Origin of the sequence: Ornithinimicrobium cavernae (assembly GCF_003121625.1) — a bacterium.
Lineage (GTDB): Bacteria > Actinomycetota > Actinomycetes > Actinomycetales > Dermatophilaceae > Ornithinicoccus > Ornithinicoccus cavernae.
In genome coordinates, this window is record NZ_QDDJ01000011.1 from 142,734 (window position 1) to 164,359 (window position 21,626).

Annotated in this window: 23 protein-coding genes; 19 read left to right on the top strand and 4 right to left on the bottom strand. The window is 71.1% G+C overall.

Annotated features, from left to right (window positions below):
- Window positions 1-38 precede the first annotated feature (38 nt).
- The 7 genes from DA085_RS13945 to DA085_RS13970 all read left to right on the top strand — a co-directional run bounded on the left by DA085_RS13945 (window position 39) and on the right by DA085_RS13970 (window position 5,445).
- On the top strand, window positions 39-1,370 hold the full coding sequence (locus tag DA085_RS13945) for an aspartate kinase (RefSeq protein ID WP_109473582.1): 1,332 nt from the start codon (window positions 39-41) through the stop codon (window positions 1,368-1,370).
- Complete coding sequence (ectA, locus tag DA085_RS13950; RefSeq protein WP_109473583.1) at window positions 1,367-1,930, top strand: diaminobutyrate acetyltransferase; 564 nt, start codon at window positions 1,367-1,369, stop codon at window positions 1,928-1,930. The genes DA085_RS13945 and ectA overlap by 4 nt, the downstream gene beginning before the upstream one ends.
- Window positions 1,927-3,189: a diaminobutyrate--2-oxoglutarate transaminase gene (gene ectB / locus DA085_RS13955; protein ID WP_109473584.1), complete on the top strand. Its 1,263-nt coding sequence runs from the start codon at window positions 1,927-1,929 to the stop codon at window positions 3,187-3,189. Before ectA ends, ectB begins: the two co-directional genes overlap by 4 nt.
- A 45-nt stretch (window positions 3,190-3,234) precedes the next feature.
- Window positions 3,235-3,636, top strand: coding sequence for an ectoine synthase (locus tag DA085_RS13960; protein WP_109473585.1), 402 nt, complete (start codon window positions 3,235-3,237; stop codon window positions 3,634-3,636).
- 227 nt (window positions 3,637-3,863) lie between these two features.
- The gene (locus DA085_RS21675; protein WP_237565515.1) at window positions 3,864-4,007 is read left to right on the top strand and encodes a phytanoyl-CoA dioxygenase family protein; all 144 of its coding nucleotides are present in this window, start codon (window positions 3,864-3,866) and stop codon (window positions 4,005-4,007) included.
- 55 nt (window positions 4,008-4,062) lie between these two features.
- Window positions 4,063-4,329: a hypothetical protein gene (locus DA085_RS21680; protein ID WP_237565516.1), complete on the top strand. Its 267-nt coding sequence runs from the start codon at window positions 4,063-4,065 to the stop codon at window positions 4,327-4,329.
- Window positions 4,330-4,341: 12 nt separating this feature from the next.
- Window positions 4,342-5,445, top strand: coding sequence for a VIT1/CCC1 transporter family protein (locus DA085_RS13970; protein WP_109473586.1), 1,104 nt, complete (start codon window positions 4,342-4,344; stop codon window positions 5,443-5,445).
- 26 nt (window positions 5,446-5,471) lie between these two features.
- Here the strand turns inward: DA085_RS13970 and DA085_RS13975 are convergent, their stop codons facing one another.
- On the bottom strand, window positions 5,472-6,134 hold the full coding sequence (locus tag DA085_RS13975; RefSeq protein ID WP_109473587.1) for an MBL fold metallo-hydrolase: 663 nt from the start codon (window positions 6,132-6,134) through the stop codon (window positions 5,472-5,474).
- Window positions 6,135-6,227: 93 nt separating this feature from the next.
- Here DA085_RS13975 and DA085_RS13980 point away from each other — a divergent pair, with 93 nt between their 5' ends.
- On the top strand, window positions 6,228-7,685 hold the full coding sequence (locus DA085_RS13980) for a GuaB1 family IMP dehydrogenase-related protein (RefSeq protein ID WP_109473588.1): 1,458 nt from the start codon (window positions 6,228-6,230) through the stop codon (window positions 7,683-7,685).
- 139 nt (window positions 7,686-7,824) lie between these two features.
- Here the strand turns inward: DA085_RS13980 and ppgK are convergent, their stop codons facing one another.
- Both ppgK and map read right to left on the bottom strand, forming a co-directional pair.
- Window positions 7,825-8,589: a polyphosphate--glucose phosphotransferase gene (gene ppgK, locus DA085_RS13985; protein ID WP_109473624.1), complete on the bottom strand. Its 765-nt coding sequence runs from the start codon at window positions 8,587-8,589 to the stop codon at window positions 7,825-7,827.
- Between the two features lie 73 nt (window positions 8,590-8,662).
- Window positions 8,663-9,526: a type I methionyl aminopeptidase gene (map, locus tag DA085_RS13990; protein ID WP_109473589.1), complete on the bottom strand. Its 864-nt coding sequence runs from the start codon at window positions 9,524-9,526 to the stop codon at window positions 8,663-8,665.
- 43 nt (window positions 9,527-9,569) lie between these two features.
- On the opposite strand from map, the gene DA085_RS13995 reads away from it, so the two are divergent.
- The 11 genes from DA085_RS13995 to DA085_RS14045 all read left to right on the top strand — a co-directional run bounded on the left by DA085_RS13995 (window position 9,570) and on the right by DA085_RS14045 (window position 20,112).
- Window positions 9,570-9,803 carry a methionine aminopeptidase gene (locus DA085_RS13995; protein WP_109473590.1) on the top strand — a complete coding sequence of 78 codons (234 nt, stop codon included), beginning with the start codon at window positions 9,570-9,572 and terminating at the stop codon, window positions 9,801-9,803.
- Window positions 9,804-10,007: 204 nt separating this feature from the next.
- Window positions 10,008-10,601, top strand: coding sequence for a hypothetical protein (locus DA085_RS14000; RefSeq protein WP_109473591.1), 594 nt, complete (start codon window positions 10,008-10,010; stop codon window positions 10,599-10,601).
- Between the two features lie 80 nt (window positions 10,602-10,681).
- Window positions 10,682-12,019 (top strand): glutamine synthetase family protein, encoded by a 1,338-nt coding sequence (locus tag DA085_RS14005; protein WP_109473592.1) that lies wholly within the window; start codon window positions 10,682-10,684, stop codon window positions 12,017-12,019.
- Window positions 12,016-15,180 carry a bifunctional [glutamine synthetase] adenylyltransferase/[glutamine synthetase]-adenylyl-L-tyrosine phosphorylase gene (locus DA085_RS14010; RefSeq protein WP_109473593.1) on the top strand — a complete coding sequence of 1,055 codons (3,165 nt, stop codon included), beginning with the start codon at window positions 12,016-12,018 and terminating at the stop codon, window positions 15,178-15,180. Before DA085_RS14005 ends, DA085_RS14010 begins: the two co-directional genes overlap by 4 nt.
- Window positions 15,181-15,238: 58 nt before the next feature.
- Complete coding sequence (locus tag DA085_RS21180) at window positions 15,239-15,868, top strand: hypothetical protein (protein WP_161958504.1); 630 nt, start codon at window positions 15,239-15,241, stop codon at window positions 15,866-15,868.
- Window positions 15,865-16,614, top strand: a complete 750-nt coding sequence (locus tag DA085_RS14020) for a HisA/HisF-related TIM barrel protein (RefSeq protein ID WP_109473594.1) — start codon at window positions 15,865-15,867, stop codon at window positions 16,612-16,614. Before DA085_RS21180 ends, DA085_RS14020 begins: the two co-directional genes overlap by 4 nt.
- Window positions 16,615-16,709: 95 nt before the next feature.
- Window positions 16,710-17,549 carry an SseB family protein gene (locus tag DA085_RS14025; RefSeq protein ID WP_109473595.1) on the top strand — a complete coding sequence of 280 codons (840 nt, stop codon included), beginning with the start codon at window positions 16,710-16,712 and terminating at the stop codon, window positions 17,547-17,549.
- Between the two features lie 368 nt (window positions 17,550-17,917).
- Window positions 17,918-18,568 carry a translation initiation factor IF-3 gene (gene infC, locus DA085_RS14030; RefSeq protein WP_109473596.1) on the top strand — a complete coding sequence of 217 codons (651 nt, stop codon included), beginning with the start codon at window positions 17,918-17,920 and terminating at the stop codon, window positions 18,566-18,568.
- A 76-nt stretch (window positions 18,569-18,644) separates the two neighbouring features.
- Window positions 18,645-18,839 carry a 50S ribosomal protein L35 gene (gene rpmI / locus DA085_RS14035; protein WP_109473597.1) on the top strand — a complete coding sequence of 65 codons (195 nt, stop codon included), beginning with the start codon at window positions 18,645-18,647 and terminating at the stop codon, window positions 18,837-18,839.
- Window positions 18,840-18,871: 32 nt separating this feature from the next.
- A complete protein-coding gene (gene rplT, locus DA085_RS14040; RefSeq protein ID WP_109473598.1) occupies window positions 18,872-19,270 on the top strand; it encodes a 50S ribosomal protein L20 in 399 nt (132 codons plus the stop codon).
- A gap of 32 nt (window positions 19,271-19,302) precedes the next feature.
- On the top strand, window positions 19,303-20,112 hold the full coding sequence (locus DA085_RS14045; RefSeq protein ID WP_237565517.1) for a TrmH family RNA methyltransferase: 810 nt from the start codon (window positions 19,303-19,305) through the stop codon (window positions 20,110-20,112).
- A gap of 273 nt (window positions 20,113-20,385) precedes the next feature.
- On the opposite strand, the gene DA085_RS14050 is transcribed toward DA085_RS14045, so the two are convergent.
- Window positions 20,386-21,297, bottom strand: coding sequence for a hypothetical protein (locus DA085_RS14050; protein ID WP_161958505.1), 912 nt, complete (start codon window positions 21,295-21,297; stop codon window positions 20,386-20,388).
- Window positions 21,298-21,626: the final 329 nt, after the last annotated feature.

The window sequence follows — 21,626 nt, forward strand, 5'->3', positions numbered from 1 at the left end:
TTTGGGCCGTCCAGTCCTCAACCCCTCAGGGAGCAGGCATGGCTCTGGTCGTTCAGAAGTACGGTGGGTCCTCGGTGGCCGACGCGGACGGGCTCGCCCGGGTGGCTCGTCGGATCGTCGCCACCCGACAGGCCGGCCACGACGTAGCGGTCGTGGTCTCGGCGATGGGAGACACCACCGACGACCTCCTCGAACTCACCCGGGAGATCACCCCGGAACCGACCGCCCGTGAGCTCGACATGCTGCTCACCGCCGGTGAGCGGATCTCGATGGCACTGCTGGCCATGGCCATGCACGAGCTCGGGCACCCGGCCATCTCCTTCACCGGGGTCCAGGCGGGTCTGCGCACGAACGACGAGTTCGGCAGGGCCCGCATCCTCGAGGTCACCCCGGGCCGCATCCGACAGACGCTCGCTGACGGGGCCGTGGCCATCGTCGCCGGCTTCCAGGGCGGATCCGTCGACGACGACGCCACGACCCTCGGTCGCGGCGGCTCGGACACCACGGCCGTCGCGCTGGCGGCGGCCCTGGACGCGGACGTGTGCGAGGTGCTGACCGACGTCGACGGGCTCTTCTCAGCTGACCCCAGGGTGGTGCCCAGAGCGCGGCAGCAGCCACTGCTGTCCACCGAGGAGGCCCTGGAACTGTCCGCGCACGGCGCCAAGATCCTGCACCTGCGGTCGATCGAGTTCGCCCGGCGCTACCACGTGCCGCTCCACGTCCGCTCCAGCTTCACCGACCGGCCGGGCACCTGGGTGACGGACGACCACCGGGTCGTCCCACCAGGGCCGGCACCCCACAAGAACCAGGAGGATCCCATGGAGGAACCGCTCGTTCGCGGCCTGGCTCATAGCCACGACCAGGCCAAGGTCACCGTCGTCAACGTGCCCGACGTCCCGGGCCGTGCCGCCGCCATCTTCGCCGTGATCACCAACACGGTCGACACGCTCGACATGATCGGGCAGACCCACACCGCCAGCGACACGGGCGTGATCGACTTCTCCTTCGCCCTCCCGGTGGAGGACGCCCACAAGGCGGTCGCAGCGCTCGGTCAGCAGCAGGAGGAGCTCGGCTTCAGCCGCGTCTCGCTCGATGCCGATGTCGGCAAGCTGTCCGTCGTCGGTGCGGGGATGCGCTCGTCTCCACAGGTCCCCGCCACTCTCTTCACCGCGCTGTCGTCGGCGGGCATCACCGTGCACCTCATCTCGACGTCCGAGATCCGGCTCTCGGTGGTCGTCGAGGCCAGCCAGCTCGAGCGTGCCACCCAGGCGGTGCACAGTGCGTTCGGCCTGGATGTCGAGCTCGGTTCGGACGGACTGCCGACGGACGGGAGCCCGTTGGCCCTCGCGCACGCCGGGAGCGGCCGATGAGCACCGCAACGACCACCCTGCAGACACAGCTCAGGCACCCCACCATCGAGGACGGCGCCACGATGTGGCGCATCGCCCGGGACTCGATCAGGCTCGACCTGAACACGCCGTACGCCTACATCCTGTGGGCCCGCGACTTCCACGCCACCTCCCTCGTCCTGGAGGTGGACGGGCAGGTCGGTGGGTTCGTCACCGGATACCGCCGGCCCGAGGCCTGCGAGACGCTGATGATCTGGCAGGTCGCCGTCGACGAGGCGCACCGCGGGTGCGGCCTGGCAGGGCAGCTGCTGGATGAGGTCGTCAGACGCAGCGGTGTCTCCTCCCTGGAGACGACGATCACCGCTGACAACCCGGCCTCGCAGCGGCTCTTCGCGGCCTTCGCCGAACGGCACAGGGCGACGCACACCGTGACGGACCTGTTCACCGAGGAGCACTTCCCACCCGGCCAGGACTGGGACGCGGAGCTGCTCCACCGGATCAGCCCCTTACGCGGGACCGGCCGTTCCCACACCACGGCCCAGCACCAGGACACACCGCACCGAGCAGAGGAGCTCTCGTGACCGACACCAGCATCTTCGAACGACGCGAGTCCACCGTCCGCAGCTACTGCCGCAACTGGCCGGTGGTCTTCGAGAAGGCCTCCGGCGCCGAACAGGTCACCGAGACAGGGGAGCGGTACCTGGACTTCTTCGCCGGCGCCGGCGCGCTGAACTACGGCCACAACCACCCGGTGCTCAAGCAGGCGCTGACGGACTACCTCGCAGAGGACAACGTCATCCACTCCCTGGACATGTACACCGTCGCCAAGCGGGAGTTCCTCGAGACCTTCGAGGCGACGGTGCTCGCGCCCCGCGGCCTGGACTACCGGATCCAGCTGCCCGGTCCGACCGGCACGAACGCGGTGGAGACGGCGCTGAAGATCGCACGCAAGGCAACGGGACGGACCGATGTCGTCTCGTTCACCAACGCCTTCCACGGCATGACCCTCGGTTCGCTCGCCGTGACGGGGAACTCGATGAAGCGGGCCGGTGCGGGGACTCCGCTGTATCACTCCTCGACCGCCCCCTACGACGACTACCTGGACGGCTCGACGCCGGACTTCGGCTGGTTGGAGCGGGTCTGGGCGGACAGCGGCTCCGGGCTCGCACTGCCCGCCGCGGTCATCGTGGAGACGGTCCAGGGCGAAGGTGGCCTCAACGCCGCCCGCACGGAGTGGCTGCGCGCGCTGTCCGAGCTGTGCGACCGGTCCGGGGTGCTCCTCATCGTGGACGATGTCCAGGCTGGCTGCGGCCGGACCGGGCGGTTCTTCTCCTTCGAGGAGGCCGGGATCGTGCCAGACATCGTGTGCCTGTCCAAGTCCCTCTCGGGGCTGGGGCTGCCCTTCTCGGCCACCCTGCTACGGCCCACCCTCGACCTGTGGGAGCCCGGTGAGCACAACGGGACCTTCCGTGGCTTCAACCCTGCGTTCGTGACCGCGACCGCGGCACTGCGCCAGTTCTGGGTTGATGACACCTTCGCTGCCCAGGTCCGTGAGCGGTCCGCCGAGCTGCGGTCGGGCCTGGAGGAGATCGCCGCCCTGGTGCCCGGCGCCGCGTACCGAGGTCGCGGCCTGCTGGCCGGGGTCAGGTTCGAGGATCCCGAGCTGGCGGGCCGGGTCGCCACTGAGGCGTTCCGACGCCACCTCCTGGTGGAGACCTCCGGTGCGGACAGCGAGGTCGTCAAGGTCATGCCCCCGCTGACCATCTCGGCCGCGGAGCTGCAGCACGGGCTGGATATCCTCCGCGAGGCGACCACCAGCACTGCCGCCGCGGCTGCCTGAGCCACGGTCGGCGACCCACCCACCATCTGACGAGAGGACCCAGAGATGAAGGTCATCAACCTGCACGACCTGGACGGCACCGACAACGACGTGGATCACGGCAACTGGCGCAGCCGGCGCTTCGTGCTGGCGCGCGACGGCGTCGGGTTCTCCTTCCACGACACCGTGCTCCGTGCCGGGACCGAGACGGAGATGTGGTACGCCAACCACATCGAGTGCGTCTACGTGTATGCCGGTAAGGGCACGCTGGTCAACCGGGAGACAGGGGAGGAGCACCCGTTGGCGCCCGGCACGATGTACCTTCTCGACGGCAACGAGCGACACACCGTGCGTGTCGAGGAGGACATCCACTGTGCCTGCGTGTTCAACCCGCCGGTCACCGGCCGGGAGGTGCACGACGAGCACGGTGTGTACCCCCTGCTGACCGAGGAGACCAGCCCGGCCTGACCCGCCCGCACGCCGGGCCCCGCACGATCCTGACCAGAGATCCCGATGTCACATCACGACCCGACAAAAGGATACTGATGACAGCCATCACCACGACAGACCGCTACCGCACGCGCCTGGACGACGAGCCACAGGTGATCACCGCCGGGAGCCGGTGGTCCGCTCCATCTTCGAGGCGCACCTGAGCAACCCGGTGTCCTCGGCCATCGCCCACGACCCCCGGGGTTGTGGGCCGCGCCCGGCAGGTGCTCGGGTCGGAGGTCTACATCCACCAGAGCAGGGTGAACTTCAAACCCGGCTTCGACGGCAAGGAGTTCTCCTGGCACTCCGACTTCGAGACGTGGCACGCCGGACCGCAGGATCCTGCGTGAGTTCGCGGACCGCTACGGCATCGACGTGCTCACCGGTGGGGCAGGCGGTGCGACGATGTTCGACTCCAACTGCATGCACGTCTCCAACGGCAACGTGACGCCCTACCCGCGCTCCAACCTCTTCGTCGTCTTCAACTCCGTGGAGAACGCCTGCGTCGAGCCGTTCGCGGCGCCAGCGGCGCGGCCTGCCCATCTCGGGGCGCGCGACCACTCACCGGTCTGGGCGCCACGAGGGATAGCCTCACCTACCTGGCAGTTGGCCGGGCCCCTGCCTACCCTGGGGACGTACACCAGGGCCGGGCGGGGGCCCGGCCGCACCTGACTCAGGAGGATCATGACCAGCGCCACCACGCCCTCGTCACAGGAGACCCGACGCTGGCGTCGCTACCTGGCCGACGAGCGTGCCGAGGCCCAGGTCTACCGTGCGCTCGCGGAGCGCCGCGACGGCGAGGAGCGAGAGATCCTGCTGGCCCTGGCCGAGGCGGAGAAGCGGCACGAGGCGCACTGGGTGGAGCTCCTCGGGGATGAGGTGGGCCGCCCCGTCCCACCCAGCGTGCACAACCGGGTTCTGGGCTTCCTGGCCAGGCGCTTCGGTTCGGTCTTCGTCCTCGCGCTCGCTCAGAGCGCCGAGGCGCGCACGCCCTACTTCACCGAGGCCGCCGCCACCCCGCAGATGGCGGCGGACGAGATGATCCACGAGGAGGTCCTGCGGGGTCTGGCGGCGCGTGGCCGCGCCCACATGACCGGCAACTTCCGCGCCGCGGTGTTCGGTGCCAACGACGGCCTGGTCTCCAACCTCGCGCTGGTCATGGGCATGGCCGGCACGGGCGCGTCGAGCGGCGTGGTGCTCGCAGCCGGAGTGGCGGGACTGCTGGCCGGCGCCCTGTCGATGGGCGCGGGGGAGTACATCTCGATCCGGTCCGCCCGCGAGCTGCTGGCGGCCTCGCACCCGAGCCAGGACGCCCGGGCCGCCGTGCCCGAGCTCGACCTCGAGGAGAACGAGCTGACGCTGGTCTACCGCTCCCGGGGCATGGCCGACGACGAGGCGCGGTCCAAGGCGCACGAGGTGATGACGGCCGTCCACGGGCACCCGGAGCGACACCTCCCGGAGGGGGCGATGCCTGACGCGGTCGTCGATGTCGACGGTGACCACATCGGCAGCGCCTGGGGCGCGGCCACCTCGAGCTTCGGCTTCTTCTCCAGCGGGGCCCTCATCCCGATCCTGCCCTTCGTGTTCGGGATGACCGGCTACCCGGCGCTGCTCGTGGCGGCGGTCCTCGTCGGGATGGCCCTCATGATCACCGGCAGCGTGGTCGGTCTGCTGTCGGGGGCCCCGCCGTTGCGGCGGGCCCTGCGACAGCTGGCGATCGGCTACGGCGCAGCCGCGCTCACCTACCTGCTGGGACTCGCCTTCGGGGCCAGCGGGCTGGTGACGTAACAGCGCGGTCAGCCGCGCAGGAGCCGCTAGAGCCGCGTCGCGCCCTGCCCACGGGGGTCGACGACCTCGACCCCACCGTCGGCACCGTGCGTGCCGATGTGACCCAGGTACATCGCCCGGCCGGTGTCGTTGAGCAGGCCGTCATGGATGGGGACCACGCGTGCCGGGGCGATCCGGCGGACGAAGCTGACGGTGTCCCCGACCCTGGCCCAGGGCGCGTTCACCGGGACGAGCAGCACGTCGACGTGACCGGGGTCGGCGTCCAGCGCGTCGCCGGGGTGGAAGACGGTCGGTTCACCCTCGGCCCGGACCACCAGGCCCGTGTTGTCGATCCGCGGGACGTAGTCGTGGATGAACGCGTGGCGGTGGCCGACGGGACTGACGGTGACGGCGCCGAGCTCCAGGTCGGTGCCTGACGGTATACCCTCGAGCCGGGCTGTGTGGCGGCCGGCAGCACCCATGAGCACCTGCGCGGTCTCGGGCTCGAGGAGCACCCGGGCCTGCGGGTTGGCCGTCAGCAGGTCGGCGAACCGCGCGGGGTCCACGTGGTCGGGGTGCTGGTGGGTGACCAGGACAGCGGTCAGGTCGTGGACGTCGGTGAAGTCGCTGAAGGTCCCGGGGTCGACCAGGATGCGCTGGTCGGCCACCTCGAGGAGGACGCACGAGTGACCCAGGTGGGTGATCTCCATTCCGCCACCGTATGCCGTGGGGCAGCGTGGTGCAGCCCGGTGCGGCCGGGTGGGAAGGCCCGGAACCGCTCCCGGCGACGTAGGCTGCTGGGCGTGGAATTCCTGGGTGGCGCCGAGCCGCAGCACGACCTGACCTACAACGACGTCTTCATGGTCCCCTCCCGGTCCTCCGTGACCTCACGGATGGACGTCGACCTGACCACACCCGACGGGGTCGGCACCACGGTGCCGGTGGTCGTGTCGAACATGACGGCGGTCTCCGGCAAGCGGATGGCCGAGACCGTGGCGCGCCGGGGAGGCATCGCCGTGCTGCCGCAGGACATCCCCGTCGAGGCGATCCGGGAGACGGTCGCCGCCGTCAAGGGGGCCCACACCGTCTACGAGACGCCCATCGTCGTCGAGCCCGGCTCGCCCGTGGCGCAGGTGCTCTCGGTCATGGGCAAGCGCGCCCACCACGCGGCGGTCGTGGTCGAGGACGGCCGCCCCATCGGCATCGCCACCGAGGAGGACTGCACCGGCGTCGACCGCTTCTCCCAGGTCCGGGACGTGATGCACGAGCCCGAGGCGCTGGTGCCCGAGGGGACCGACGTGCGGGAGGCGTTCGACCTGCTCGACAGCCAGCACATCAACCTGGCGCCGGTCGTGGCCGGGGACGAGCTGCGCGGTGTCGTCACGCGCAAGGGGCTGTTGCGCTCGGCGATCTATCGCCCGGCCCTCGACGGCGACGGGCGGCTGCGGATCGGTGCCGCCGTCGGCATCAACGGTGACGTGCGTGCCCGGGCCGAGGCGATCCTGTCCTTCGGCGTCGACGTGCTGGTGGTGGACACCGCGCACGGGCACCAGGAGAAGATGATCGACGTGCTCCCGTCCGTGCGGGAGGCCCGGGACGCCCACGAGCTGGCGACCGGCATCCGGGTGCCCCTGGTGGCCGGCAACGTGGTGTCCGCCGAGGGAGCCCGGGACCTGGCCGCCGCTGGTGCGGACATCATCAAGGTGGGCGTGGGACCGGGGGCCATGTGCACCACGCGGATGATGACGGGCGTGGGCCGACCGCAGTTCTCGGCCGTGCTGGAGTGTGCTGCGGCGGCCAAGGACGTGGGGGCGCACGTGTGGGCCGACGGCGGCGTGAAGTACCCGCGCGACGTGGCCCTCGCCCTGGCCGGCGGCGCGGGCAGCGTCATGATCGGCTCCTGGCTCGCCGGCACCTACGAGAGCCCGGGCGACCTGCAGCGCGACGGGTCCGACCGGCTCTACAAGGAGAGCTTCGGGATGGCCTCGGCGCGGGCGGTGAGCAGCCGCACCAAGGACCGCTCGGCCTTCGACCGGGCCCGGCTCGCACTCTTCGAGGAGGGCATCTCCAGCTCCCGGATGTACCTGGACCCGGAGCGCCCGGGCGTGGAGGACGTGCTCGACCAGATCGTCTCGGGTGTCCGCTCGGCCTTCACCTATGCCGGGGCCGACACCATCGGCAAGTTCCACTCCCGGGCGGTCGTGGGCATCCAGGGCGCTGCCGGCTACGACGAGGGGCGCCCGCGACACACCTCCTGGTAGCCCATTCTTGGGGAGGTTTGGACCGCCCTGTGCGCAACTTTGGGGAAGTTCAGCCCGGTCCAATCCTCCCCAAGAAAGGGCTCGGACCGGTCCAAACCTCCCCAAAAAAGGGCTCGGACCGGTCCGGACCTCCCCACAATTAGTGGGACGCCTGCCAGGCCGCGCCGATGATCCCCGCGTCGTTGCGCAGCGTCGCCGGGACGATCTCGGTGCGCAGGTCGAGCAGCGGCAGGAACTTGTCGGCCTTCTTGGAGACCCCGCCGCCGACGATGATCAGGTCCGGCCAGAAGAGGTCCTCGACGTGCCGGTAGAAGCGTTGGAGCCGCTCGGCCCACTCCTCCCAGGACAGGTCCTCGTCCTCCCGGACGCTGGCGGCGGCCCGGTGCTCGGCCTCCTCGCCATCCAGCTCCAGGTGGCCGAGCTCGGTGTTGGGCACGAGCTGCCCGTTGAGGAAGAGGGCCGACCCGATGCCGGTGCCCAGCGTGGTGAGCAGCACGACGCCCTCGGTGTCCCTGCCCGCCCCGAAGCGCATCTCAGCGTGGCCGGCGGCGTCGGCGTCGTTCATCACCACGACAGGGCGTCCCAGCACCCTCGTGAACAGCGCGTCGGCATCGGCGTCGATCCACGAGTCGTCGATGTTCGCGGCGCTCTTGGTCACGCCGTGGTGGACGACAGCGGGCACGGTGACGCCGACCGGTGAGTCCTCGCCGACCTCGTCGGTGAATCCTGCCGCGACCTCGGCAACCACCTCCGCGACAGCCTCCGGGGTCGCCCTCGCCGGTGTGTCGATGCGGATCCGTTCGGTCGCGAACTCGCCCCTGCCCAGGTCGACGGGCGCGCCCTTGATGCCGCTGCCGCCGATGTCGATCCCGAGGACCAGTCCCTTGCCGGTGGCCTTGCCCATGCGCGTCTCCTTGTCGAGGTTGCCCGGTGCCGAGTTCACGTCGTGGGCTGCCGGGTGGCCGGAGCGGGGTCGCTCACGGCAGGGTCAGGATCTCGTTGCCGGTCTCGGTGATCAGGATCATGTGCTCGAACTGCGCCGAGCGGCGCAGGTCGGCCGTGACCACGGTCCACCCGTCGCTCCACTCGGTCCAGTCGGGGGTGCCGAGGTTGAGCATCGGCTCGATTGTGAACGTCATCCCGGGCTCGATCAGCTGCGCGTACTCCGGCGCGGCGTCGTAGTGGGGGACGACCAGCCCGGAGTGGAAGCTCTCCCCGATGCCGTGACCGGTGTAGTCGCGGACCACGCCGTAGCCGAACCGCTTGGCGTAGGACTCGATGACCCGCCCGATCACATTGAGGGGCCGGCCCGGCAGGGCCGCCTTGATGGCGCGGCGCAGCGCCTCCTCGGTCCGCTCGACGAGCAGGCGGGACTCCTCGTCGACGTCGCCCACCAGGAACGTGGCGTTGTTGTCGCCGTGCACCCCGTGGATGAAGGCCGTGATGTCGACATTGACGATGTCACCGTCCTCCAGGGGGCGGGAGTCGGGGATGCCGTGGCAGATGACCTCGTTGACCGAGGTGCACAACGACTTGGGAAAACCGCGGTAGCCCAGCGTCGAGGGGTAGGCCCCGTGGTCGAGCAGGAACTCGTGCCCGATCCGGTCGAGCTCGTCCGTCGTCACGCCCGGAGCGACCGCCCGGCCCACCTCGGCGAGCGCCTGGGCCCCGATCCGGCCGGCGATGCGCATCCGCTCGATCGTCTCCGCGTCCTTGACCTCCGAGCCGGTGAACCTCGCCGGAGCCGGCCGGTCGACATACTCGGGCCGCTCGATGGTCGTGGGGACGGGGCGGCGCGGGGAGACCCGTCCTGGGGCAACGGTTGCGGCGGTACTCGGCATACGGTGGAGTCTAGGCAACAGGCCGACGGCAAGGAGACGCGCGATGTCCTACTGGTTCAACATCAAGACCGGCAAGGTCGAGGCCCACGACGATCCCGAGCGGGCCAAGGGCGGGGACCTGATGGGTCCCTACGAGACCGAGACCGAGGCCTCGACAGCCCTGGAGTCCGCCCGCAGGCGCACTGAGGAGTGGGACGAGGCCGAGCGCCGCGAGCGGGAGTGGGAGACCGGGGACCCCGAGTCCAACACCTGGGACAACAACCCGCTCAACGGCTGACCACCCGGCAGGTCACCGGTGGCTGGGGCAGGAACCCCGGTCACGGCGCCGAGGAGGAGCTGGACGTGCACACCTGAGTATGCCGAGGTGCCGGCGGGTGCGTCGGCGCCGCACGGGGCTGGTGCGGGAGGCCTCGCAGTGGGATCCTGACGGAGACCCCAGCAGGTGGGGCGTCTCGGCGGCACTCCCGTGGCAGGTGACCTGATGAAGGTTGAGCAGATTCTCGCCCTGGCTCTCGGCCCACTCCTGACGGCCGCGATCGCCGGTCTCGGCGTGCTGCTCCAGGAGTGGCGTACGCAACGGCGCTGGGAGAACCGGGAGCGACTGATCCTGGAGCACGGCCTGCATGAGGTGTCCTTCATCGCGCAGTGGTCCCAGGCGCACGCGACCCTTGCCGACGGCGATCCGGAGCGTGACCACAGGGTGGCGCGGGCGCTGGCAGACCTGGAGCGCGCGTACCTGTCCGTCGAGGAGAAGCTGCGGGCTGTACAGGCGGAGCGGCCGGAGCGGTCCGACCTGGTGTCCTTCGGTCGCTCGCTCCTCCTCCTCGGAGTGCGCCGGCGATGGGCCCGTGCCGTGCGCGTCACGTACTACCTGGGGCTGGGCTGGGTCGCCGTCAGCTCCGTCGTCATGATGACGGTGGACGCAGGCACCGGCCTGGCAGCCCAGGTCCTGATCGCGGTGCTCCTGACCTCTGTCTACGCGCTCCCTGTCTGGGGACTGCACCGCCTGACGCGCTGGCTCGATCGGCCGGCTGGCAGCCCCGTGCCCGGCCCGTCCGTGGCCGTCGCCTCGTAGCCGCCCCTCGCTCGACGGCCCGGGTGCCGGTCAGGGCCGGGGTGCGGGGGATGAGCCCCGGCATACGGCAGGATGTGGCCATGGATCGCCAGCAGGAGTACGTCCTCCGCACCATCGAGGAACGCGATATCAAGTTCGTGCGGCTGTGGTTCACCGACGTCCTGGGTGCCCTGAAGTCGGTAGCCGCCGCTCCGGCAGAGCTGGAGCAGGCCTTTCTCGAGGGCATCGGGATCGACGGGAGCTCCATCGAGGGCTTCACCCGCGTCTACGAGGCGGACATGATCGTCCAGCCGGACGCGAGCACCTTCACCGTGCTCCCGTGGCGTGGCGACAATCCCGGCACGGCCCGGATGTTCTGCGACATCCTCATGCCGGACGGCTCGCCGGCGGGCAGCGACTCCCGGCAGGTGCTGCGCCGGGCCCTGGACTCCGCGGCGGAGGACGGGTTCACGTTCTACACCCACCCCGAGATCGAGTTCTACCTGTTCAAGGAGCCCTACGACCCCAGCGTCGGCCCGGTCCCGATCGACCAGGCCGGCTACTTCGACCACGTCGCCCGCGGCGACGGCCACGACTTCCGACGCGCGGCGATCACGATGCTGGAGAAGATGGGCATCTCGGTGGAGTTCAGCCACCACGAGGGCGGCCCGGGCCAGAACGAGATCGACCTGCGCTACGCCGATGCCCTGTCCATGGCGGACAACATCATGACTTTCCGCACGGTCGTGCGGGAGGTGGCGCTGCAGCACGGGGCGTTCGCCTCGTTCATGCCCAAGCCCCTGGCCGAGCACCCCGGGTCGGCGATGCACACCCACGTCTCCCTGTTCGAGGGCGACAGCAACGCCTTCTACGAGCCCAGCGCCAGCTACGAGCTGAGCACGACCGGCCGCCGGTTCACGGCGGGGGTGCTCCGGCACGCCGGGGAGATCACTGCCGTGACCAACCAGTGGGTCAACTCCTACAAGCGGATCTGGGGAGGCGGCGAGGCACCGGCCCACGTCTGCTGGGGGCACAACAACCGCAGCGCCCTGGTTCGGGTCCCGATGTACAGCATCGGCAAGGGGCACAGCCGCCGCATCGAGATCCGCTCCCTGGACTCCGCCTGCAACCCCTACCTGGCCTTCGCGCTGATCCTGGCGGCCGGGCTCAAGGGGGTGCGTGAGGGCTATGAGCTCCCGCCGGAGGCCGAGGACGACGTCTGGGCCCTGACCAGCGGCGAGCGCCGGGCGATGGGCATCGAGGAGCTCCCGCAGTCCCTGTCCGAGGCGATCGCGGTGATGGAGTCCAGCGAGCTGGTCGCCGAGACGCTCGGCGAGACGATGTTCGACTTCTTCCTGCGCAACAAGCGCCAGGAGTGGCACGACTACCGGGCCCAGGTCACGCCCTTCGAGCTGGACCGCTACCTCATCCGGCTGTGACCTCACCGTCCCCGCCGCGGTCCGGCGGCCTGGTCCGCGCGGGGTTCACCGACCCGCGCCGGGCCGACCGGCTGATCGGGGAGCTGCTCGGCCGTATGCCGGGGGAGCCGGACAGCGCGGACCTCACCGCCGCCCTGTCTCGCGTGGCCGACCCGGACCAGGCCCTGTTGGGGGCGGTCCGGCTGGTCGAGGCCGATCCCGCCACGGGGGAGGTGCTCGCCGAGGAGGGGACGGCGCGGGACCGGGTCCTCGCAGTGCTCGGCGGATCCAGCGCGCTCGCCGACCACCTGGTGCGCCACCCCGAGCACACGACCGTCCTCGCCGACCCCGAGCCGTTCGGGCCCGGCCGGCTCATGCCCGACCAGGACGCGCTGTGTGAGCGGCTCGCCGCCGCCGTGGCCGGCCTGTCGGGCCGCGAGGGCATGGACGCGCTGCGCGTGGCCTACCGGCGTGAGCTGCTCCTGATCGCCGCCGTTGACCTGGTCTCCGACGACCCGGTCGGCCTGCTGCCCGACGTGGCCTCGGCGCTCGCCGACCTCGCGTGTGCCGCGCTCCACGCCGCCCTGCTCCTGGCCCGACAGGAGACCGAGGGGGCCGACTCGGTGAGGTTCTCGGTCATCGGGATGGGCAAGACCGGTGGGCGCGAGCTCAACTACATCTCCGACGTGGACGTCGTCTTCCTGGTGGCACCCGCGACGGAGGATGACCGGGACGGCGACGAGGGTGACCCGGCCGACGACGCCGGTGACCGCCCCGGCGACGCCGGGCGAGCGGCATACTCCGGCGTGGAGGACGCCGTGACCATCGGCAACCACCTGGCCACCGCCGTGATGCGCATCTGCGGGCAGTCCACGGGGGAGGGGTCGCTGTGGCAGGTCGACGCGGCCCTGCGGCCCGAGGGGCGGAACGGGCCGCTGCTGCGCTCGCTCGACTCGCACCGCGAGTACTACCGGCGCTGGGCGCGGACGTGGGAGTTCCAGGCCCTGCTCAAGGCACGCCACGCCGCCGGTGACGGCGGGCTCTCCCGGGAGTGGCTCGACCTGGTGCAGCCGATGGTGTGGGAGGCCAGCGCGCGCGACGGTTTCGTGGAGAACGTGCAGGCGATGCGCCGCCGGGTCGAGGAGCACGTGCCCGCCGGGGAGGCGCCGTGGCAGCTCAAGCTGGGGCCGGGCGGTCTGCGGGACATCGAGTTCAGTGTGCAGCTGCTGCAGCTCGTGCACGGCCGCACCGACGCCGACCTGCACTCCGGCACCACGCTCGAGGCTCTCGGCGCGCTCCGTGACGGGGGCTACGTCGCGCGCGACGACGCGCACGCCCTGGACGACGCCTACCGGTTCCTGCGGGTCCTGGAGCACCGGGTCCAGCTGCAGCGTCTGCGCCGCACGCACCTGATGCCCGCCACCGAGCACGACCAGCGCCGACTGGGGCGATCGCTGGGCGAGCGGCGCGACCCGGCCACGAGCGTTGTCCAGCGGTGGCGGGCGCAGCAGCGGGAGGTGCGCCGGCTGCACGAGCGACTCTTCTACCGTCCCCTGCTGGCTGCCGTGGCCAGGCTCAGCACCGACGAGGTCCGGCTCTCCCCGGAGGCCGCCCGAGAACGGCTCAACGCGCTGGGCTTCCGGGACCCGGCGGGCGCGATGCGCCACCTGGAGTCCCTCACCGACGGGGTGTCCCGCCGCGCCACGATCCAGCGTCACCTCCTGCCCGTCATGCTCGGCTGGTTCGCCGACGGCGCCGACCCGGACGCCGGCCTCCTCGCTTTCCGGCGGATCAGCGACACGCTGGGCACGACCCACTGGTACCTGAAGATGCTGCGTGACGAGGGCAGCGCCGCCGAGCGGCTCGCCCACGTGCTCTCGACCAGCAGGTATGCCGTGGAGCTGCTGATCAGGGCCCCCGAGTCCGTCTCCCTGCTGGGCGAGGCGAGCGGCCTGCAACCGGTCAGTCGGGAGACCATGCGGGCCCGCATGGAGGCCGCCGCGGACCGGCACGACGACGTGGACGACGCCTTCCGGGCGATCCGTGCCGTCCGCGCCCGGGAGCTGCTGCGGCTCGTGCTGGCCGACCTGGTCGGGGCCATCGACCAGCCCGCGCTGCGCGCCGCGCTGACCGAGCTCACCGACGAGCTGCTCGCGGCCGCCCTCGGCCTGGCCACCCGGGGCGTGGTGGGCTCCGCCGCCCCCTCCGTCCGGATGCTGATCATGGGACTGGGTCGGCTCGGCGGTCGCGAGATGGGCTACGCCAGCGACGCCGATGTGCTGTTCGTCTACGAGCCCGTCGATGGTGCGGAGGGGGCCGGCGAGCAGGCCGCCGAGATCATCACGCGGTTGCGCAGGGGACTGTCCGGCAACGGCCCGGACCCGGTGCTGGAGATCGACGCCGACCTGCGACCGGAGGGGAAGTCCGGGCCCCTGGTGCGCAGCCTCGAGTCCTACGCGACCTACTACGAGCGCTGGTCGGCCGGGTGGGAGTCCCAGGCCCTGCTGAGGGCGCGGGCGGTCGCCGGCGACCAGGACCTCGCGCAGCGGTTCACAGCGCTGATCGAGCCGCTGCGCTGGCCGGAGGGGGGCATCGACCAGGGCGCGGTGCGCGACGTCCGTCGGCTCAAGGCACGCATGGAGGGGGAGCGACTGCCGCGCGGAGCCGATCCCAGGACGCACTTCAAGCTCGGTCTCGGCGGCCTCACCGACGTGGAGTGGGTGGTTCAGCTCACCCAGCTGCAGCACGCCCACCAGCACCCGGGGCTGCGCACGACGGGCACGCTGGCGGCCCTCCATGCCGCGGTCGAGGCGGGCCTGGTCACCGAGGAGGACGCCTCGGTGCTGCGCCGGGCGTGGACCCTGGCCTCGCGCCTGCGGGACGCCGGCGTCCTGTGGCGCGGCCGCCCCGTCGAGTCCGTCCCCAGCGACAGCCGGGAGGCCGAGGGCGTGAGCCGCATCCTGGGCCGGCCGCCGGGACACGGTGGCGACCTCGCTGAGGAGTGGCGACGGACCGCCCGCCGCTGCCGGCAGGTCGTCGAGCAGCTGCTGTACGGCGGACCGCTCGGTCCCGACCACGCCGCGTCCGGCAGTGTCGAGGGCGTGCCCGGTCGCGGTGGCGGCTCCTGGCGCGGAACCGGCTCGGCGCAGCGTCGGCAACGGGGTGGTGGCTCACGCGGGTGAGTGGCAGGCAGGGCGTCGCGAGTCGTCCAGACCGTGCCGACGTTCGTAGGATGGCAGGGTGCGCACCAGTCCCCGCCCCGACCCCGGGGACGATCCGGCTGGGCTGCTCCTGCTCCGCGGCCCCCTCCCCGACGTCTCCGCCTGGGTGCGTCGAGGCGTGGTGCCGGCCACGGTGGTGCCGATGCAGGGCTGGACCGCGGTCCTGCCCGAGCAGCGCTCCTTCGCTGATCCCCCCTACGCCGACGGCACGATGCTGCTGGCCGGCCGTCCGGTGCCGCGCAGGCTCGGACCGGCACTCGGCTTCTGGGTCCTCGACGGGCGCGCGGTCATCACGGTCCAGACCCGCGGGCGCCGCGGGATCCGCTGGGTGGTGTGGGAGCCCGAGCGTGGCATCGTCTCCCCGCCGGGGCTGGCGGTCGCCGGCCCGGTGACCCTGCAGCGGCTGGCAGGTGGAGGAAGCCGCAGCGAGCTCGTCGAGATCCTGCACGAGCTGTATGTCCAGCCCGACCGGCTGCTCGCCGCCGTCGTCGCGGTGCTCGAGCTGCCGGGCGCCCGGCTACTGCTCGACTCCAGTGGCGTCACCGACCTTCCCGGCGCGGTCCCGGTGCTCCCGGCCCCCCGCCAGGTCGGCTACTTCAACGATGCGGTGCGCGACGCCGTCGCCCTGCGCCAGGAGCTCGAGGCATGAACACCGCACTGACGCTGCTGCCCGCGGTCGACATCGCCGGTGGTCGGGCGAGCCAGGTCGTCGGGGACGCTGACGCCGACCCTGGCAGGGTCGCCGCGCGATGGGTCGCCGAGGGCGCCGAGTGGCTGCACCTGGTCGACCTCGACCGTGCCTTCGGCCGGGGTGAGAACGCCGCCCTGATCGCCGAGCTGGTGGCCGCCCAGACCGTGCCGGTCCAGGTCTCCGGGGGCATCGCGGACGAGCGCTCCCTGGCCGCCGCGCTGGCCAGCGGGGCGACGCGGGTCAACCTGGCCAGCACGGCCCTGCGCGACCGCGAGTGGGTGCGCCGCGCCGTCCGGACACACGGTGAGCGGGTGGCCGTCGGCATCGACGTGCGCGGTGGCGAGGTGGTGGCCCGAGGGACCGACGCCCGGCTGGGGTCCCTCGACGACGTCCTCGCCGACCTGGACGGCACCGGCTGCCAGACCTATGTCGTGGCCGACGCGAGCCGCGACGGGAGCCTGCACGGGGCCGACGACAACCTCTTCCGCCACGTGGCCGAGCGCGTCGACGGCCAGGTCATCGCCTCCGGGGGTGTCGCCTCCCTCGAGGACCTGAGCCGACTCCGCAGGCTCGTGGACGTGGGGGTCCGGGGTGTCGTCCTGGGAGCCGCGCTCTATCACGGGGCGTTCACGCTGAGCGAGGCGCTCGAGGTGGCGAGCGGCATCGGGCACCGAGTGACGAGAACGGGTGACACGGATGAGTGACGCGGCTGACACGACACGGATGAGTGACGCGGCTGACACGACACGGACGAGTGACGCAGCGGACACGACACGGACAAGCGATGGAAGGGAGCCGGATGAGTGACACGGACGGTGCCGAGCAGGTCCGCCGACGGTTCGCAGGACACGACCCGGCAGCGGGGCACGACACGGGCGGCACACCGTGGGCGGGGCGCCAGCTGACGAGCACCGGCTTCGACGGCGACACCGGCGGTGCCGACCCGGAGCTGCTTGCTCTCCTCACTGATCGTGACGCCACGGGTGGGCAGACCCACGGTCGTGCCGTCGAGCCCGAGGACCCCGAGCTCGCCTTCGAGGCCGACGTCCGGCTGGTCGGGTTGGTCGCGGCCGCGCGGTTGATCGTCCCCGTCGTGGCCGTTGCCGGTGAGACCACCGAGGTCAACGGGCTGGTCAGCGACGCCACCAGCGACATGGCTGCCGTGACCCTCGTCGCGCCGGGCGGCCACAAGGCGCTGCCGGCCTTCACGAGCCTGCAGACGCTGGCGGAGTGGGACGCCACCGCCAGGCCGGTGCCCGTGACGGCCCAACGGGCCGCTCAGGCGGCCATCCAGGAGGGGTGCCAGGAGATCGTGCTCGATGTCGGTGCCCCCAGCTACGGGGTCCTCCGCGGGTCCATGGTCTGGTCCCTGGCCATGGACCGTCCGTGGATCCCGCCGCACCAGGACGCGCAGGTCAGGTCCGGGGTGGAGGCGGCCGTGACCGAGGAGGGCCACGTCGTCCGGGTGGCTCTCTCCGGCGGGCCGGGCGGCGCTCTGCGCATCGACCTGGCCCTGCGCCCAGGCCTCACGGCCGAGGACCTGCAACAGCTGGCGCAGCGTGTCGGGGAGCGGATCGCGCTGGACGGCGAGGTCCGGGCCCGGATCGATGCGCTCGCCTTCAGCGTGTCGGCGGGCTGAGCGGGTTGCCCGGCCCGGCGATGCCGAGCCGCGCCCGGCGATGCCGAGCGGGTTTTCGCTGCGGGTGATTCGGTCCACGTGCGGCGACCCTGCTACCATTGATCCATCCAGGTGTTTCGTTGTGCGTCAGCCGCAGTGCTGCAGTACTCTCGGGACACCGTGCAAGTGAGGCCTTGAGCTTCCACCCGCGACGACCTCTGAGGTTACCGGGTTATCTGGTCCGCCGCCCGTGAGGGTGAGGTGGCCGCGTGGGGCGACCCAGCGGCATACCTCGACCGTGGCGGGGCTCCAGGCCTCTCGTGCACCCGTGCCGAGGGGCCTCTCCTCGTTTCGGGGGTTGTCCACTGACATGAACGAAGGAGTACGCAATCAGCGAGCCTCGAATCAACGACCGCATCCGGGTCCCGGAAGTGCGGTTGGTTGGCCCTAACGGTGAGCAGGTCGGGATCGTGCGCGTCGAGGACGCGCTCCGCCTGGCCGCCGAAGCCGACCTCGACCTGGTCGAGGTGGCTCCCATGGCGCGCCCCCCGGTGGCCAAGCTCATGGACTTCGGCAAGTACAAGTACGAAGCCGCCGTCAAGGCCCGTGAGGCACGGAAGAACCAGGTCAACACGATCATCAAGGAGATCAAGCTCCGCCCGAAGATCGACAGCCACGACTACGAGACCAAGAAGGGTCACGTCGTGCGCTTCCTCAAGGGTGGCGACAAGGTCAAGGTGACGATCATGTTCCGCGGTCGCGAGCAGTCGCGGCCCGAGCTGGGCTTCCGGCTGCTGCAGAAGCTGGCCGAGGACGTCGCCGAGCTCGGCTTCGTCGAGAGCTCGCCCAAGCAGGACGGTCGCAACATGGTGATGGTCCTCGGGCCGGCCAAGAAGAAGACTGCCGTCCGCAACGAGAAGCGCGCCGAGAAGGCCGCCTCCACCGCGTCCTCCGACACCTCGGACGACAGCGTCGAGGCGACACAGGACGACGCCGGGGTCACGCAGGACGACCAGGCCCAGACCAGCACCGCCAGCTGAGGCCGGCACCACCACGAGTTTCCACGCAGGCACGCGGCCCGACCGGGTCGCAATCGAGCAACGAGGAGATCGGCACATGCCGAAGATGAAGACGCACAGCGGCGCGAAGAAGCGCTTCCGGGTGACCGGGACGGGCAAGATCATGCACCAGCGGGCCCGCCACGTGCACAAGTTCCAGGAGCGCACCGCCTCTGCCGCGCGCCGTCTGGTCAACGACAAGGTCCTGTCCGGCCCGGATGCGAAGACCGCCAAGAAGCTGCTCGGCCGCTGAGCCCAGCACCCATCGACTGAAGGAGTACTCACGTGGCACGCGTGAAGCGGGCGGTCAACGCCCACAAGAAGCGTCGGGTTATTCTCGAGCGCGCCAGCGGCTACCGGGGCCAGCGGTCCCGCCTGTACCGCAAGGCCAAGGAGCAGGTCACCCACTCGCTGGTCTACAGCTACCGCGACCGTCGCGCCCGCAAGGGTGACTTCCGGCGCCTCTGGATCCAGCGCATCAACGCCGCGGCCCGCGCCAACGGGATGACCTACAACCGGTTCATCCAGGGCCTGAAGGCGGCCGAGATCGAGGTCGACCGCCGCATGCTGGCCGAGCTGGCCGTGCACGACGAGGCCGCGTTCACCGCGCTGGTCGAGATCGCTCGCGCCAACGTCCCCGCGCAGGCCGAGGCCGCCGAGTCCGGCGACACCTCCGCCGCCTGAGCCACCGCACCACCCCGACGGCCCAGGGCTCCGTGACCACTGACCCCGACCTGTTGAGCAATGCTCGCAGCGATCGGGTCAGGTCGGTCCGGTCCCTGGGCCGTCGTGCTGTCCGGGAGCGGCAGGGGCGCTTCGTCGTCGAGGGCCCGCAGGCCGTCCGCGAGCTCCTGTCGTATGCCGGGCCCGCTGCCCGGGACCTGTACCTCACCGCCTCGGCCGCCGAGCGGCATACGGACGTGGTCGAGCTGGCTGAGCAGGCCGGTGTCCGGGTGCGGTCCTGCACCGACGAGGTGCTCGCGGCCATGACCGACACCCCGCACCCGCAGGGCATGATCGCAGTTGCCGAACCGGTCGACGTGCCCCTCGCCGACGCTCTGGCCTCCGTCGGGGGCGGCTTCGTGGTCGTGCTCACCAACGTGCGTGATCCCGGCAACGCGGGCACCGTCCTGCGCGCTGCCGACGCCTTCGGGGCGGCCGCGGTCCTGGTGAGCGACGCCAGCGTGGACATCTACAACCCGAAGGTCGTGCGCTCCACTGTGGGGTCGCTGTTCCACCTGCCCGTCAGTGTGGGCGCCCCCGTTCCCGAGCTGCTGACAGCCTGTCGTGCCGCCGGTCTGCGAGTGCTTGCTGCAGACGGCTCCGGTCAGACGTCCCTGCCGGACGTCGACCTGTCCGTGCCCCACGCCTGGGTGATGGGTAACGAGGCCTGGGGCCTGGAGCCCGAGATCCGCGACCTGTGCGACGACGTGGTGTCGATCCCGATCGTGCGCGCGGAGTCGCTGAACCTGGCGATGGCCGCCACCGTGTGTCTGCACGCCTCGTCCTCAGCTGCCGTTTCCTGAGACGCGCCCGACCTGGCCCATCACCGCCTGGGTTCATACGTTGCCGCCCGACCTGGCACATCACCGCCTGGGTTCATACGTCGCCGCCCGACCTGGCACATCACCGCGTGGGTTCATACGTCGCCGCCCAGACTTGTGCCGGCGGCACGAGCACGGCAAATACCCGTGGTTTGCCGGTTCCGTGGGTAGTTCCCCGGCACGGGTCTGGACCCCGGCGCCCTCCGCCCACACTGATCCTCCGCTCATCGAGCCACCAGCCTCGTCCGCGAGTCGTCAGCCGTGTCCGCGGAAGTGCAAACGCCATTCATCCTTGAGCGGGCCGAACCTCATCCCGCGCCTGCGGAGGATCCGCTCCAGACGCCGCACCGTGTCTCCGGGTGTGTTGTAGATGTCCTTGCTGATGAGCGTCACGATGCGCCACTCCTCATCGTCGAACTCCTCACGTCGCGTGATGTCGGACTCCCACTGCTCCTGCCGTTGCACGTGGTGCTTACCGTCGTACTCCACGGCTGTTCGGGTGGCCCGATCGCCGGCGTCCAGGCGCCTGAGAAGCGCCTGCGTGACCGGGTCGTGGAACCGGATGTCGGTCTCCAGCTCCGGCAGCCCGCTGAGGACCCGCAGCAGGCGGCTCCGAGTCTCCATCGGCGAGTCAACTCCGGTCCGCACCAACGACGCAGCTCGGCGGGCCAGTCGGCAGCCACGACCCCTGGCAGACCGAGCCGCAGCGAGCAGCTTCTCGGGGGTCGTGCGACGACGCTTGACGAGAGAGTCGCCCAGCACCACGAGGTCCACGAGACCGAGGCTGGTCGCGAGGTCGAGGAAGGTGTCCACAGGACTGGTGACGGGGACTCCCCGGAACGTCTGCGGGACCCGGCGCGACCGGTGGACCGCCACGTCTGGATGGTCCGAACGTGACCGGCCGGGCGGCACGCTGGCATGGAGCGTGGCCTCGTCCGGCACCACGCACCCGTAGAGGCGAGCCGCAGTGTGGTGAGAGACGAACGAGTGTGCGCCGGCCACCAGAACGGCCGCTCGAGCCTCGACCAGGGCATCGATGTCGACGCGGCTGTCGATGAACACCCCTCGCACGAGCTTGCGAAAGGCCGAGGAGTTGAGCCTGTTGTTGGACAGCCCCGCCGCATGCCCGTCCCGCCAACGGAAAGGTGTGTGCGTCTCAAACGGCATGCCCCACTGTCGCCGACGGCGGCTGCCTGGCGAGGACGTTATCCACAGTCGAAGTCTCCGGTGGAGCCGCTGGCAACTCCCCGGTCGCCGGCGAACACCCGGGTGACAGAAAGGCACGTGCACGCCCTCTACCCAGGAACGGGCGAGATCGCGGGTAGAAGCCGGGCACATGTCAGATTGCCGGCGACCACCCGGGTGACAGCGAGGCACGTGCACGCCCTCTACCCAGGAACGGGCGACATCGCGGGTAGAAGCCGGGCACATGTCAGATTGCCGGCGACCACCCGGGTGACAGCGAGGCACGTGCACGCCCTCTACCCCGGAACGGG

Coding starts and splice junctions, on each gene's coding strand:
- DA085_RS13945 (WP_109473582.1), top strand. CDS start 39: ATGGCTCTGGTCGTTCAGAAGTACGGTGGGTCCTCGGTGGCCGACGCG.
- ectA (WP_109473583.1), top strand. CDS start 1,367: ATGAGCACCGCAACGACCACCCTGCAGACACAGCTCAGGCACCCCACC.
- DA085_RS13960 (WP_109473585.1), top strand. CDS start 3,235: ATGAAGGTCATCAACCTGCACGACCTGGACGGCACCGACAACGACGTG.
- DA085_RS21680 (WP_237565516.1), top strand. CDS start 4,063: ATGTTCGACTCCAACTGCATGCACGTCTCCAACGGCAACGTGACGCCC.
- DA085_RS13970 (WP_109473586.1), top strand. CDS start 4,342: ATGACCAGCGCCACCACGCCCTCGTCACAGGAGACCCGACGCTGGCGT.
- DA085_RS13975 (WP_109473587.1), bottom strand. CDS start 6,134: ATGGAGATCACCCACCTGGGTCACTCGTGCGTCCTCCTCGAGGTGGCC.
- ppgK (WP_109473624.1), bottom strand. CDS start 8,589: ATGGGCAAGGCCACCGGCAAGGGACTGGTCCTCGGGATCGACATCGGC.
- map (WP_109473589.1), bottom strand. CDS start 9,526: ATGCCGAGTACCGCCGCAACCGTTGCCCCAGGACGGGTCTCCCCGCGC.
- DA085_RS13995 (WP_109473590.1), top strand. CDS start 9,570: ATGTCCTACTGGTTCAACATCAAGACCGGCAAGGTCGAGGCCCACGAC.
- DA085_RS14000 (WP_109473591.1), top strand. CDS start 10,008: ATGAAGGTTGAGCAGATTCTCGCCCTGGCTCTCGGCCCACTCCTGACG.
- DA085_RS14005 (WP_109473592.1), top strand. CDS start 10,682: ATGGATCGCCAGCAGGAGTACGTCCTCCGCACCATCGAGGAACGCGAT.
- DA085_RS14020 (WP_109473594.1), top strand. CDS start 15,865: ATGAACACCGCACTGACGCTGCTGCCCGCGGTCGACATCGCCGGTGGT.
- DA085_RS14025 (WP_109473595.1), top strand. CDS start 16,710: ATGAGTGACACGGACGGTGCCGAGCAGGTCCGCCGACGGTTCGCAGGA.
- rpmI (WP_109473597.1), top strand. CDS start 18,645: ATGCCGAAGATGAAGACGCACAGCGGCGCGAAGAAGCGCTTCCGGGTG.
- DA085_RS14050 (WP_161958505.1), bottom strand. CDS start 21,297: ATGCCGTTTGAGACGCACACACCTTTCCGTTGGCGGGACGGGCATGCG.